General features: G+C 46.1%; 11 protein-coding genes and 1 pseudogene. 3 read left to right on the plus strand and 9 right to left on the minus strand.

All coding sequences use genetic code 11. The annotated features are described in order from the left end of the window. Positions 1-134 precede the first annotated feature (134 nt). From PXH59_RS11275 to dgt, 8 genes are all read right to left on the minus strand, one after another. Entirely contained in the window at positions 135-398 is a 264-nt protein-coding gene (locus PXH59_RS11275; RefSeq protein WP_285808387.1) for a PAAR domain-containing protein, read from the minus strand. Positions 399-516: 118 nt separating this feature from the next. Further along, positions 517-942 carry a hypothetical protein gene (locus tag PXH59_RS11280; RefSeq protein ID WP_285808389.1) on the minus strand — a complete coding sequence of 142 codons (426 nt, stop codon included), beginning with the start codon at positions 940-942 and terminating at the stop codon, positions 517-519. Further along, positions 932-1,327 carry a hypothetical protein gene (locus tag PXH59_RS11285; protein ID WP_285808391.1) on the minus strand — a complete coding sequence of 132 codons (396 nt, stop codon included), beginning with the start codon at positions 1,325-1,327 and terminating at the stop codon, positions 932-934. The genes PXH59_RS11280 and PXH59_RS11285 overlap by 11 nt, the downstream gene beginning before the upstream one ends. A 20-nt stretch (positions 1,328-1,347) precedes the next feature. Beyond that, on the minus strand, positions 1,348-3,249 hold the full coding sequence (locus PXH59_RS11290; protein WP_285808392.1) for a lipase family protein: 1,902 nt from the start codon (positions 3,247-3,249) through the stop codon (positions 1,348-1,350). Beyond that, positions 3,246-4,058 carry a DUF4123 domain-containing protein gene (locus PXH59_RS11295; protein WP_285808393.1) on the minus strand — a complete coding sequence of 271 codons (813 nt, stop codon included), beginning with the start codon at positions 4,056-4,058 and terminating at the stop codon, positions 3,246-3,248. Before PXH59_RS11295 ends, PXH59_RS11290 begins: the two co-directional genes overlap by 4 nt. Positions 4,059-4,063: 5 nt before the next feature. Then, on the minus strand, positions 4,064-6,097 hold the full coding sequence (locus PXH59_RS11300) for a type VI secretion system Vgr family protein (RefSeq protein ID WP_285808394.1): 2,034 nt from the start codon (positions 6,095-6,097) through the stop codon (positions 4,064-4,066). A 39-nt stretch (positions 6,098-6,136) separates the two neighbouring features. Next, positions 6,137-7,891 carry a type VI secretion system baseplate subunit TssF gene (locus tag PXH59_RS11305; RefSeq protein WP_285808395.1) on the minus strand — a complete coding sequence of 585 codons (1,755 nt, stop codon included), beginning with the start codon at positions 7,889-7,891 and terminating at the stop codon, positions 6,137-6,139. Between the two features lie 394 nt (positions 7,892-8,285). Further along, a complete protein-coding gene (gene dgt, locus PXH59_RS11310; RefSeq protein ID WP_285808396.1) occupies positions 8,286-9,821 on the minus strand; it encodes a dGTPase in 1,536 nt (511 codons plus the stop codon). A 135-nt stretch (positions 9,822-9,956) separates the two neighbouring features. On the opposite strand from dgt, the gene mtnN reads away from it, so the two are divergent. Both mtnN and btuF read left to right on the plus strand, forming a co-directional pair. Then, complete coding sequence (mtnN, locus tag PXH59_RS11315; protein ID WP_285808397.1) at positions 9,957-10,655, plus strand: 5'-methylthioadenosine/S-adenosylhomocysteine nucleosidase; 699 nt, start codon at positions 9,957-9,959, stop codon at positions 10,653-10,655. 26 nt (positions 10,656-10,681) lie between these two features. Continuing rightward, a pseudogene (gene btuF, locus PXH59_RS11320) lies at positions 10,682-11,528 on the plus strand (vitamin B12 ABC transporter substrate-binding protein BtuF). Positions 11,529-11,533: 5 nt separating this feature from the next. Here the strand turns inward: btuF and PXH59_RS11325 are convergent. After that, a complete protein-coding gene (locus PXH59_RS11325; protein ID WP_285808398.1) occupies positions 11,534-12,718 on the minus strand; it encodes a benzoate/H(+) symporter BenE family transporter in 1,185 nt (394 codons plus the stop codon). A 97-nt stretch (positions 12,719-12,815) separates the two neighbouring features. Here PXH59_RS11325 and PXH59_RS11330 point away from each other — a divergent pair, with 97 nt between their 5' ends. Then, entirely contained in the window at positions 12,816-13,379 is a 564-nt protein-coding gene (locus tag PXH59_RS11330; RefSeq protein WP_285808399.1) for a helix-turn-helix domain-containing protein, read from the plus strand. Positions 13,380-13,402 lie beyond the last annotated feature (23 nt).

The raw sequence follows: 13,402 nt of genomic DNA on the forward strand, positions 1-13,402 counted from the left end.
TTCAGCCGTTGATTAACCAAGTTAAAACATGACGGACTCATCACCACCTGTTTTTTTCAGCTCTCCATGTTATCGGCTAATGTATTAGCCCGATAACATGGAGAAGACAAGCGCAGTGCGTCAGTATGGTTTTATTAAGCGAGAAACTCTTTTTGGCTGGCGATCAGTTTGGCACCACAAGCGGTTTGCATCCCCTCTACGGCGATCGCTTTTCCATGACTCTTTAAATTTTCACTGCCCTCGACAATAGGAAAAACGCCCTCGCATTTGGGGCACTCAACTAAATCTGATTCCCCAGCAACCGGAATGCCTTTGTAGGTGTAGCCCCCCACAGCAGTAATGACTTTTCCACCGTGATCGGTAGTGTCATTTAATAAAATAACGGCTCTGTTTGTCATATTGAACCTCATGTATGAAAAATTTGGTTATTAATGATTGATATCAACCACAACATCAGAAACTATAAATAAATCATGGAATGTTCTGATGTTGAGGGGTTTTAATAGATACTTATAACTATTCCCATTGGGATGTATTATTTATTTTCCAATAATCAATGGAATCCCTGTCTAAATCTATTTTTCCATCTGGGTATTCAACTCTTGCATTTCCTCGAGGATATATTCCCGGAGGGTTTTCTGAAACAATTATTTTTGGCATTTTAGTTTCATCCAAAGTGGGCATGTAGGTAATTTTCCATTCACTTCCAGGAATCAAATTTAATCCGAACGAAGTTGTTCCACCTGATTCTCCATATAATCCTATTTGATTTGGCGTATCATAATCCTTTCGGAGAAAAGGATAAATAATTGGATTATAATTAATATAATTTGTGAATTTTTTCATCTCCTTAGGTTTTTCTGATTCATTGATATAAATCGTTATACCTGTTCCAGTGTAGGGCACAGCATCTTTTATTAAATGATTAACGTCAGTATACATAATAACGAATACAATAGTATTGATGTGCCATTGACACCAGCCCCCCCCCTTGAAGAGGTATTTTTTCCTTAAAATAACCCGTTATGGGGTTTACTGAAATATTAACATCATCCCCTTGATGCCTAGGGGTATGATAAACAGCTCCTCCAGCAGTATTGTGAGTAGATAAACATTTGTTTGAAATATATCTTCTCTTCAAAATAGGAGTAGTATTCGGAGGAATAACACCTTCAACTGTGATCCATTGATTTTTTTCAGGAGGTGAAAATGGTTCAGAATTATCTTTATAAGTTTGCCAAGTGTCCGAAATGGCATTAGATAAAAAATCACACCCTGTTAGGCACAAAGTGAGTGGTAATAATATAAATGGCATCAACTTTATCATACTCTCTACGATTCCTATCTTTATTTAGAATAACGTTGTAAGGCAACAAAGCCTCTTTCATTTTTTCGGGTTACGTCCAACGTAGTGGCCAATTGATTATCTATTTCTCTTAAGAAATAATATTCTCTGATTTTTTTTCTTTGAAATATTGCACGAATCGAATGCGGTTCACTTTCAAGAAATGATAAATCTTCCTGCTTACTTTGCAATTTTTCATCCGGTGAAAGAGTGCACAGCTCTCGTAATCTCTTATCAATATATTCAGCATATAAGGCGCTACTATGGTCAAGAAGACCTGTCCCACGCTTACCTGTAGGATTTTCGTCACCCTGAAAAAATGAACGTATCTCTTGCTCTCTGTATTTATCTACTTTGGTCTGTTGTTCAATAAATTCTTTAGTCTCTTTTCTGGTTTTTTCATTTAACTCCGGAAGTAAATAAAGTTTTGATTCTGCATCAGGGAGAACATAAAAATAAACTAATTTACCATGGTGTAAAAAGGGCTCGTTATCACGGCTGAGTGACTTAATACTTTTTGCAGTGAGAGCACCAGCTGTACTTAATGATGTTCCAATAGCAGTATCAAATACTTCGATTGCGTATCCTACAAATTTATAATCTGCTTGAAGAGCTATATTATCCATATCTTTGTTAAACGGTACAGATGGAACAAAATCATCTTCATTAACATGACGATAATGAGTAATTTCAGTGAGTTCCTGCACTGCGCTTTGGGTGAATAAACGTGGCATACCGTAGGTATAGAGGCAAGGATTATAGGATTTGAGTTGTGCACTATGTAACAAGGCGAGGGCCCCCCCCAAACTATGACCGCAGACGAATAGTTTTCTTACTTTTGCTAATCCCAAAACATGTTCGAATACTGTTTTCCTTTTTTCTATATCAGGAACTTGGATATCTTTGACAAGATGAAAAGCTTCCCAAAAACCTTTATGAACTTTTCCTTTTTCGCTAAAACCGCTACATACACCTTTAGGTGTACAGCTTAATTCTAGCGGCTGGAATATTCCATCTGTGAGAATATCCTTTGTTTCCGTCATTTCAGTGCCGCGCCATCCAACAATAACTTCATTCTTGTTTGCCACATAAAAAAGCTGAGTATGTCCCTGAGGGACATCTTGTTTATTTGAGTCAATATAGACGACCTCAGTATAACGATCACTGAATGGGACATCATAAACAACCGGGGTAAAAGATTGGTCATTAAACTTATAGGGAAGTTTTGAAATATCAAGCATCTGGTTATTAAAAACATTCACAATAGAGCCAGTGGCGTACTTATTGTCATCACTATAAGTTAATATGCTCATCAATGAAAAATTATAGGCGTTAACCAGTGAATAATCTTTTTGATGATGCAATAATAAAGACCATGCCCTGAATGGGCAAACCTCAATCACATAGCGATAAGTATCGAAAGCGGAAGGTATGACTTCAAGACCTACTGGTTCATTGTTGGGAAAGTGGCAACTAGGAAGAGGTATCTCTTTTTTCCATCCTTTAATAACAGGCATTTTATCAACCAGTTCTCCAATCGTTGCATAATAATATTGACAGCCCAATTTTTGACTTTCTGCAAAAACGGTTGAAATTTTGGACATAGAATCCTTAGAGTGTGCATATTTGTATTCGCCGTTACGCTTCGTTCTCAGTGGGCGTTTTTCCATTTCATCGGCAAATTCTTGCCCACTGAGAAATAAGCGTAAAGGAGAAGCCAATAATTGCTCTTCCTTGATCATTCCATTCCCATCTGTTTTCCCTGTACGTGTAGTTTTGCTGTTTTTTAATGTATAAGGCATATTGGTTATGGGTTTATTATGTTCGTCAACGAGCTGGATTTCTATCTTATTCTTCAGCATATTCGGACAATTAGGGCAATAAACTGAATTTGCATTACTCATAAATCTTTCTCCTGTTCTTTTTCTTGTTCCATCGCTAGCAGATAATCCTGACAGGATATTTTTTCAGCATGATGCCCTGCCTCAATTTTTTTCCGCAACCATTGTTCAATCTGTTGTTCCAAACGGCCTTCAGGCTGATCCAATTGCCTCGCTATTTCTCCGTGGTTTTCCCATAAATCATTATAAAGTGAACTGGTTAACACTTTCAGACCATAAGGAGATTGCAGCCAGACTGCCAGCAAATGCTCACCCAATGTAAACGGAATTTCACTGTTACCTTCTCTACACGCTTCGGGACGGCAAAACCGCATCGGTTGCGGCCTGTCTATCATCAGTTCTGTGACAGGCGACAACATCAGTGACCAGTCGCTGGGCGTAAAAGCCGGCACCAGTGTGCCCAATATCCGTGCATCCATCATGCGAAACAGTACCGGCTCGCCATTCATCATTACCCATTGTCGCTGCTGCCAGTGCCTAAGCTGTTCCTGCCACAATGTATGGCTGCGGTAAGCCCAACCCCAACTGTTGTCACTGAGCTCATGGCGATCCAGCACTACCCCTATCTGAACTAATTGATTAGCCTTCGGTTGTACCAACCACGGACTCTGTTTCAACATATTGCGCATCGGGGTGCCGCTATACAGAGGAAATGCCTGCTCAACCCAGTCATGACGGTAAAATGGTTCTACAGGATTCGGTTTAGCCAGTGAATTGAGAATGAAGAATACAGGCGCTTTATTGGGTTCATTCAGCCAGGCTTGCCAGCTTATTGCTGATTCGGTGCTCTCCATGGTGATAGCTCTTTCCATTGTGTTTACTCTTTAACAGGTTTAATGACTAAACTGGCATCCTGTTGCGCCAGTTCTGCACAAGCCGGTTGCACCGGAAATTCAGTTGCCGGGAGCGCTTCCGCCATCGGGAGTTGCCCTACTTGTGAGAGTGGCGCTACTCCCTCCGGTAATTGCAGTGAAATCCCGCGCCCGCTGCCGCCTGAACCCTGCCCGACATTAATCGGTGAACAGAGAATGCCGCCCGGCGTGACTTTCAGAAAACTGCCGCCCACTTTCAATGTGATTTCTGCTGCCGCTTCCAGCACCACTTTGCCGCCGCTTTTCAGGTGAATTTCCTGTCCGCTGTCAATCACGGTGGCATCCCCGGTCTGGGTATGCTGGCTACCGGCAATCCGGTGCGATACATCGCCTTCGGTGGTGATTTTGCGTGAACCGGCGACCTGATGATGGTCATCGGCGCGGATATCGTGGTAACGGTTGTTATCAATACGTTGTTTCTGGTCGTGTTTGATATGCCAGAGCACATCATTTTCAATCTGGGCGGTAAAATCTTTCTGGCCGTGGAAATAAATTTCCTCACTGCCTTTGGCATCCTCAAACCGAAGTTCATTGAATCCTTTGCCCTTGTGGGTTTTGGTTTTAAACGTGGTGCGGGTTTTTTCTGCCGGTAAATCCAGTGGCGGGCGGTTCAGGCCGTTGTAAACACAACCGGTGACAATCGGTCGGTCGATATCGCCGTTGAGGTAAGAGATAATCACTTCCTGCCCGATACGCGGTATCGCCATAAAACCAAAACCGTTACCGTTCCAGCCCTGAGCAACCCGTACCCAGCACGAAGCGCCATCATCCGGCGGGTCATAGCGGTTCCAGTGGAAATGCACTTTAATCGCCCCGTCTTTATTGACGAAGATTTCTTCGCCCTCCGGCCCGACCACGATGGCAGTTTCATCGCCATCGGCCAGCGGTTTGTAGTGGAACGGCGGGCGGTAATCATCCAGACCGGAAATAAAACTGAAATGGTTGGAAAGTGTGGTGCCGTCACCGTTGTTATCGCCCAGTGTCTGCGGGCAACGCCCGTGGTGGCTGATACTGACCACCTGCCAGCGAACATTCAGAGGCTTATGGGGGTGATTTTTTATCTCGAAAATTTTGCCCGGCATCAGTTTGATGCAGTTACTGTGGCCACTGCCGGTTTGTTTCTGGTTATCCAGCGCTTCCTGCCGGTATTTTAAAAACGGTTTGGCGGCCGCATCTTTCTGGAACCGCCCGTAACTCTCAAACACGGTGTAAGGGGTCTGGCTGCCGAAATCGCGGAAACCTTCGCTGCTGTGCATATGGGAGAGGTGATAGCGCGGTTTTTCCGGGTTGAAATCTTTGTGGAAACTGCGTTGCGGACTCATCCCGACGCCCAGTTGCACCTGATAGATAGTGTCTGTTCCGTGGGCGGTTTCCGGCTGGGGCTGGTATTGCAGCGGCAAGCCCGCGGTCATGCCCAGATGGCTGTCACTGAAAAACAGCGTTTCATCCTCAAACCAGAAACTGAATCCCTCTTCCGCCGCTAACCGGCTGAAAAAATCATAATCGGATTCACGCTTCTGGGTCACATATTCCCGGTCCTGATGCGTATCGTAGCGTTTTGAATCGGCTTTTACCCGGTGTTTTTTCAGCAGGCTGTTTAAGATGGCGGGGACATTTTGCCGATGATAAATCCGGCTGTCCTGATTGAGCGTCAACCGCCAGCAGGCAGGGCGGACGGTGACGGTATAGTGCGTCTTGTTACCGTCAGTGCCCACCCAATTAGCCTGAGAGACAATCCCGGTGATTTTGCGCTGCACCGTTTCACCATAAAAAACCTGCAACACCGCTTCCTGCATTAGCAGCGAGGCCAAATCAATCTCAGTCTGCGGCCTGAACGGGTTCGCGTTACCGGCCCTGACCAGCGTCAGGTTGAGGGTAAACAGTTCCGATAATCCCTCTTGCAAAGAAAAATCGCCGACCGCAAAGGTGTCTTCCGGCACACCCGCGATACGGCAGGTAAAACGTAATCCACTTTTCATGTTTATTCCTTATTCCTTCTCGTTTATGACATGAATGCCTTACATGGCCGGGCGTAATCCATCGACGTGCCAGAACTGCCACAACACGTCAGGGTTGTCCGGGGTGAAAATTTCCAGCATGACGAACGTGGACTGGCTGATAAAGCAGGCCATCGCCTGATTGATTAACCGGCTGAAGCGGTACATCTCACCGGGCGTGCGGTAACAACCGGGAGCCAGCGTGAGCGACAACACAGACCCACGAATCGGTTGCCCACGCCTTAAGCGGTCGGTCAGGCGCTCTTTAACCTGCACAATGCCGTCAATATGTTGCTGGAACTGGCGACTCAGCGGACGGTTTGTCTCGCGGTGCGGGTCAAACAGGCGGAGAAACTGTTTCAGGCTGTCAGTGGCAAATAACATCACCGGCGGGCTGGAGAGGCAGGAGAGCAGCGGCCAGCCGTTATTTTCCTGTAACAAGGGCGGATAATCGGTCACCACAGGAATAATATTTTGTACATCAAGATGAGACGGTGCACTTTCCGGCGTCACGGTAATTGCACCCTGTTCCAGCGTCCGTGCCTGCTCATGGTAGCCGGTGAAAGAGCACGAGACAGCAATATCCGGCAGAGTGTGGGCCGGACTGCCGGTCAAATCAAAAAAGCACAGCCGGTGGCGGGTTCTGCCCAGAAAATCAGATTCAGTCTGGAGCTGGTAGTAAAACGTGTCGGGCTGCTCATCGTCATCGAAAAAACGCCCGGGAACAAACTGCTCAATCGGCAGCCAGTGATAAGGCGTGCCACGCTGCTCGTTGTCCTCGGGCTGCACCACCACCTGAACCTCCCGCAGCCGGTACAAGCACACTGACTCCCCCAATGGCAGCGGATAGCGGTGATCACCGGTTTCCAACCGGACAGGCGGGCTGGTCTGGTTTTCCAGATGAATCGCCGGAACACAACCCAACAAAAATGCCCCCTCGACATCATCCAGCGGCAATTCGCCCTCGAACCGCAAAATCAGCTCAAACGTGCCATCGTCATTGAGCGGCACTTGCGCACAGCGACTACTGATATCCAGCGTGACAAAGTTATAAAGCGCCGGCACCGCATAGTATTCCAGCAACGGTTGCAGGCCGGAACAGGGACTTTTGGTGGTGGGCAGCAACGGCTCGTCCAGCAGGCCATACCAGCCATAAGGAAAACTTTTAATGGTTCGCCGCCCGCCCTGTGTGTTCAGGCTGACATCACAGATATGTTGATCCAGCCACAGGCTGAGCTGGGCGGCACGCGCTGTGTCGGTGCCGAGGAAGAACGTCAGCGGACCACTTTGCCAGAAAGACGATGCCGAACCGGTTTGGCCTAGTGTCAGGATAATTTCACTGTGGGTACCCGTTTTTCTGACGGCGCGCTCCTGCACAATCAACGGTTCAATATGCAAAGGGCGGCAGGTTTTAAAGCCGAGCCACTGCCCGTTAAGGCTGGCAGACACCGATGTACCGATCGGGATCTCGGCCGTGCCCTGATGCTCGTCATCCGCAGGCGTAAACTGGACTATCGTTGTGGGCGGAATAGGCGACAGGGCTAACGGCCAGATACGGGAGAGCATGCCGTGAACAATTTCGGGAAAATCATCCTCCAGCTTGTCCCGCAGATTGGCAGTCAAAAACGCAAAGGCGTCGAAAACACGGACAATATCGGGGTCATGAGAGGAAACCAGAAATTCAGCCAGATGCGGCGACGCTTTCGCTATGTGCTCAGCCAGCTCTCGCAGGTAAGCACGTTCTTGCAGGTACAGCAATTCCTTGTTGTTTTTCATTGAATTTAACTTATGTTTTATCAATCAGGCTTCGGTATTAGGCTGAATATCAGCGAGATAAAATGCGCAATTGAACAGCAAAGCACATTTATTCTACACATTAATCAATCAAATTAATTAACGAATTAAATCAAATTTTGGGCGGATTTTGGCAGAATATAGGGGGATTATCAGAATATGCACGGTCATTCAGGCAAAAATCAGGCTGGCAGGAATCGTTAACGGTTTGGCTCTCTCCTGCCTGACCGTTAATATCTTTTTCTACAAAAATGATCCTTCGCCTGTCAGGATCGCCTTCGGGTGGCGAACGAAAACGCCCGTAGCTTGCAAGGAAAAGCAAGCAGTGCGGTACATCTCGCACTTTGGGAAGCGGATACCGTACCACTCTACCCCGTTACTTTGTGACCATAAACTTACGATATTCTTCGTAAGCGTAATTATCCGTCATGCCACTGATATAGTCCTGAATAAGACGTGCCCGATAATAAAACTCGATCACATCTTTTTCAGCCTCATCAGTGGCAACAATGCCCTCCACCGCTTCACCATAAGCCAAACGATGCTTGGTCGAAAGTTTGTGCAGCAGGCGCGTTTCAATAAAGTATTTTTTATGAAAATTATTCTGGTTCAATTCCATAAAATCCTGACGAGGCAGTGCCAGCAAAGGTTTATAGACATCCAGCAATCCGGTAATAATCTGGTATCCTTGTAATTCCAGCTCTTCCACTTCAGGGTGATTGAGAACCCGTTTACGGGTGACATTTTTCAACGTCTTCAATAAACGGTGTTCTTCCCCATTTCCTTCCAGCAGGGCGTGATTAAATGTCCCTGTATAGATTTCAGGCAGATGTTCAATAAACAATTTAGCGGTATAAGGCACCAATTTTCCGGTGATAAATACCCGTAAGTACATGAAAAACTGTTCGTGGATATTACGACGGACTTCGTTATTGGTGGTTTTCTTATAGGCTTGTATCACGGTAGATTCGAACAGGTCACCTTTCTGGTGTCCCCCATTTTCTTCCCACTCTTTTTTCAGGTATTCCACCAACTGCTCAACATTAAAAATATCCTTTTCTACCGCATCATCCAAATCCGCAATGCAATATGAGATATCATCGGCGGCTTCCATAATGTAGGTCAGCGGGAAGCGACAAAAATCGCCCATGTCCAGTTCTTTTTTCAGTTCACGGATAAAGCTCTCTTCTGACCAGTAGTAACCTATTTTCTTCATCAGGTAACTGAATTCATTCGGTATCTCTTCCAGACGATAGGCCGGACAGGTATATTTCAATATGCAGCCAATCTGGGCATACGTGAGATTCAAGCGCAGCAGATTATGTGCCAGACGGATAGCCTGAGCATTCCCTTCAAACTGACATAAATCTCTGCGCAATTGCCGACGGAATAGATCTTTCTTTTCTTCTCCCGTCAGGCGTAATGCCGCGACCTGACAGGCATCCTGCCGATCCTCCGTTTTCGGCGAATGGAGAGAGTAGTCAGGATCTAATCGGCGGGAGAACCAATCTTTAATCGCTGCCTCGCCAAAATGACCAAATGGGGGATTGCCAATATCGTGCATCAAACAAGCCATCTCAACCAGACTTTCAAAAGCCAGCAAGCGATCACTCAACCCATATTTTTCCAACAAGCCCTGCTTTGACAGCTCGGCAATAATCGTTTTTGATATATAGCGCCCTATTTGCTGTACTTCGAGCGAATGCGTCAGCCGACTGCGTACCGCCGCATTACGTTCCAGTGGAAATACCTGTGTTTTCTGTTGCAACCGCCGGATAGCGGCTGAGTTGATGATCCGCCCACGATCACTTTCAAATTGGCGATTCACTTGCTCTTCATCATCGGGATGAATGGAAGATTTACTGAACTTGCGTTGGTAATTCAACTTCTGCTTGAAATCAATCTTAGACATTAATCCCCCCATGCCAAATATAACGATTATTCAGAATTGGAATCTGCGGTAAATAGCCATTCAATGATACACTTGCCGATTAAATCGGCCTGTTAATAAGGCATCAATCCATTAATAATAAGCGAGTATGACACAATGAAAATAGGTGTAATAGGGGCGATGGAACAAGAAGTGACTTTATTGCGTGACCAGATTGAAGATCTGCAAACATTGTCACGAGGTGGATGCGAAATTTATACCGGTAAACTGAATGGCGTTGATATTGCCTTATTGAAATCGGGTATTGGTAAAGTTTCCTCCGCACTTGGCACCACCTTGTTGATTGAGCATTGCCAGCCCGATATCGTGATTAACACGGGTTCAGCCGGTGGCCTTGATCCTAATCTGAAAGTCGGAGATATCGTGGTTTCCGAAGAAGTTCGCTACCATGATGCCGATCTTACCGCTTTCGGCTATGAATCGGGACAAATGGCGCAATGCCCGGCCGCCTTTATTGCTGACGACAAGTTAATCGCCCTGGCCGAAAAATGTATCCAATCCCTCAACCTGAATGCCGTCCGTGGTCTGGTTTGCAGCGGTGATGCCTTTATCAATGGTTCTGAACCATTGGCACGCATTCGGGCTACCTTCCCGCAAGTTGCTGCGGTTGAAATGGAAGCGGCAGCCATTGGTCATGTTTGCCATCAATATCACATTCCTTTTGTTGTCGTTCGGGCTATTTCTGACGTTGCCGATCAAGAGTCCCATATCAGTTTTGATGAGTTTTTAGTTGTCGCAGCGCATGAATCAACGCGGATGGTCAATGCGATGCTGACCGAACTCAGCAAACAATAAAGCGTCTTTACAGTGGAGCATCGATAATGAAATCATGGTTGAAAATAATTTCCCACCGATCCATTTGGCTGGCATTCTTATTCCTTCTGTACAGCTTTTGGTGTGGTTTCAGTGCTCCACTTTATGCGGCAGCTTCCCGTGTTATTAGCCTTGCCCCATCAACGACAGAGCTGGCATATGCTGCGGGGCTGGGCGACCAGCTTGTCGCAGTTAGCGCTTACTCCGATTATCCCGAAGCCGCTAAAAAGTTAGAACACGTTGCTGATTGGCAAGGCATCAATGTTGAACGGATCATCGCCCTGAAACCTGACCTGATTCTGGCATGGCGTGGCGGTAATCCCCAACGTCCTCTGGAACAACTCGCTGCTTTAGGTATCCCCATTTTTTATTCGGATGTAAAAAAAAGTCGAAGATATTGCATCAGAACTGGAACGACTGGCTGCCTATAGCCCACATCCTGATATAGCCAAGAAATCAGCCACAGATATGCGCGATCAATTCAGCCAATTAAAACAAAAGTATGCCGACCTGAACCCTAAGCCTGTGTTCTTGCAGTTTGGTATGCAGCCGATTTTTACTTCCTCAAGCCATACTATCCAAAGCGAAATTGTCTCCGTCTGTGGCGGTAAAAATATTTTCGCTGACAGCCCCGTTCCGTGGCCACAGGTTAACCGTGAGCAAGTACTTACCCGCAAACCGGAAGTCATTGTCATCGGTGGAATGGAAGGGCAAAAACAACGGGTGGCCGATTTTTGGCGACCACAAATGAACGTTACTATTATCGCCCTGAATGATGACTGGTTTAGCCGTGCGGGACCCAGGATTATTTGGGCGGCAGAACAACTTTGTAAGCAGTTAAATCGTCCCAGTTAACTGGTTTATTTTTTTATCTTGGTGCGTTGTTTTAGCACACTGTGAGCCATGATCCCGCCAATCAATCCCCAAAATGCTGAACTGATACCCAGTACATTGGCGCCCGAAGCGGTGACAAGGAAGCAGATAATTGCCGCATCTCTGGTGTGCTCATCCCTGATCGCTTGATTCAGGCTATTGGTAAAAGTGCCAAAAAGTGCCAATCCGGCCAAAATTTTTATTAACGGGGCTGGAAATGCGCTAAACAGATAGAAAATTGCCCCACCAAAAATGCCAGCCAACAAATAGAAAAAACCGGCACTGACAGCGGCAACATATCGCTTATTGGGATCGGGATGGACATCGCTTCCCATACAAATAGCTGCTGTAATTGCAGCAATACAAATACTAAATCCCCCAAAAGGCGCCAGGATCATTGCCATCAATGACGTCCAGATAAGTAATTTGGAGGCACGGGGAGGATATCCCGCCGCCTGTAAGGTTGCGATCCCGGGTGCATTTTGTGACGCCATCGTGACGATAAAAAATGGAATGCCCACACCAATCAGTGTGGTTGCGCTAAATTGTGGCATCACAAATTCAGGCATGGAGAACATTACTTTTTCACCCGCCAACGTTAAGTCACCGCTAAGAATACAAATAACCAATCCAGCCGCCAGCGTCGAGATTATGGCGTATAACGGAAAATAGCGCCGGAAAATTAAGTAGACAAGTAACATGGCACCACAAAGCCAAAAGTTGACTTGTAGCATTGCAAACGCGTCCAAACCGAAACGAAGCAATATGCCGGCAAGCATCGCCGCCGCGATGGTGTGCGGGATGTAATTCATTAATCTGGCAAACAGTCCGGTGACACCGCATATCAGCATTAATGCCGAAGCGAAGATAAAAATGCCGATAGCTTCGTTAACAGATGTGTCCGGCAAATTTGTCGCCAGTAATGCAATTCCCGGTGTTGACCAGGCCGTTAAAATAGGAGTGCGATAATAGAGGGACAACCCCATTGTCGTGATCCCCATTCCCACGCCAAGCATACTGAGCCAGGCCCCTATTTGTGCTGGCTCAACGCCGATTGCCGCCACTGCCTGAAGAATTATTGCCACTGAACTCGCATAACCCACTAACACCGCAACAAACCCGGTGACAAGTGTTGCTGGTGAAAAATCCCTGAAAAATGATAGCGTAGACATATGACATTACCTTGCCGGACGTTATAACGGACGATGGTCAGAATATCATCGTCCGTTATAACGTTCAATTACGTATCCATTTTTTGAGCAGACGCCAATGAGTGATATCACATCGAAAATTGCTGAAAAATTTAAATCATTAAGATCTTCCCGCGGGCTAAGCCTCAGTCAGGCGGCTAAACTGACGGGAGTCAGTAAGGCGATGCTTGGGCAAATTGAACGCGGCCAATCAAGCCCGACAATTTCGACACTGTGGAAAATCGCCACAGGCTTTAATATTGCCTTCTCAACCTTCTTAGAGGGGGCGGCTCCCCAATCTCAGCCTGAATTACATCGATTTAATCAATTACCGATCTTTGAGCAAAACAACTCAGGTATGCGTGTCACGCCGCTCATCCCTTTTGATGATGAACTCTTCATTGATTTGTTCAAAATAGAATTAGTCCCCGGTGCTTCAAGTGAATCTTCTCCACATGAATTCGGGGTAATAGAGCATGTTATCGTACTCAGCGGGGAACTCGATCTGCGTCTTAATGACACCTGGCATAAAATTTCAGCGGGTGAATCCATGCGCTTTCATGCCGATTGTCACCATGCTTATGCCAATTCAAGCGATAAGACCGTCGTTATCCATAACCTTATTCACTATCCGCATAATTAATTAAAAAATAACCCCATACAGCG

Source organism: Xenorhabdus bakwenae, assembly GCF_030272115.1.
Lineage (GTDB): Bacteria > Pseudomonadota > Gammaproteobacteria > Enterobacterales > Enterobacteriaceae > Xenorhabdus > Xenorhabdus bakwenae.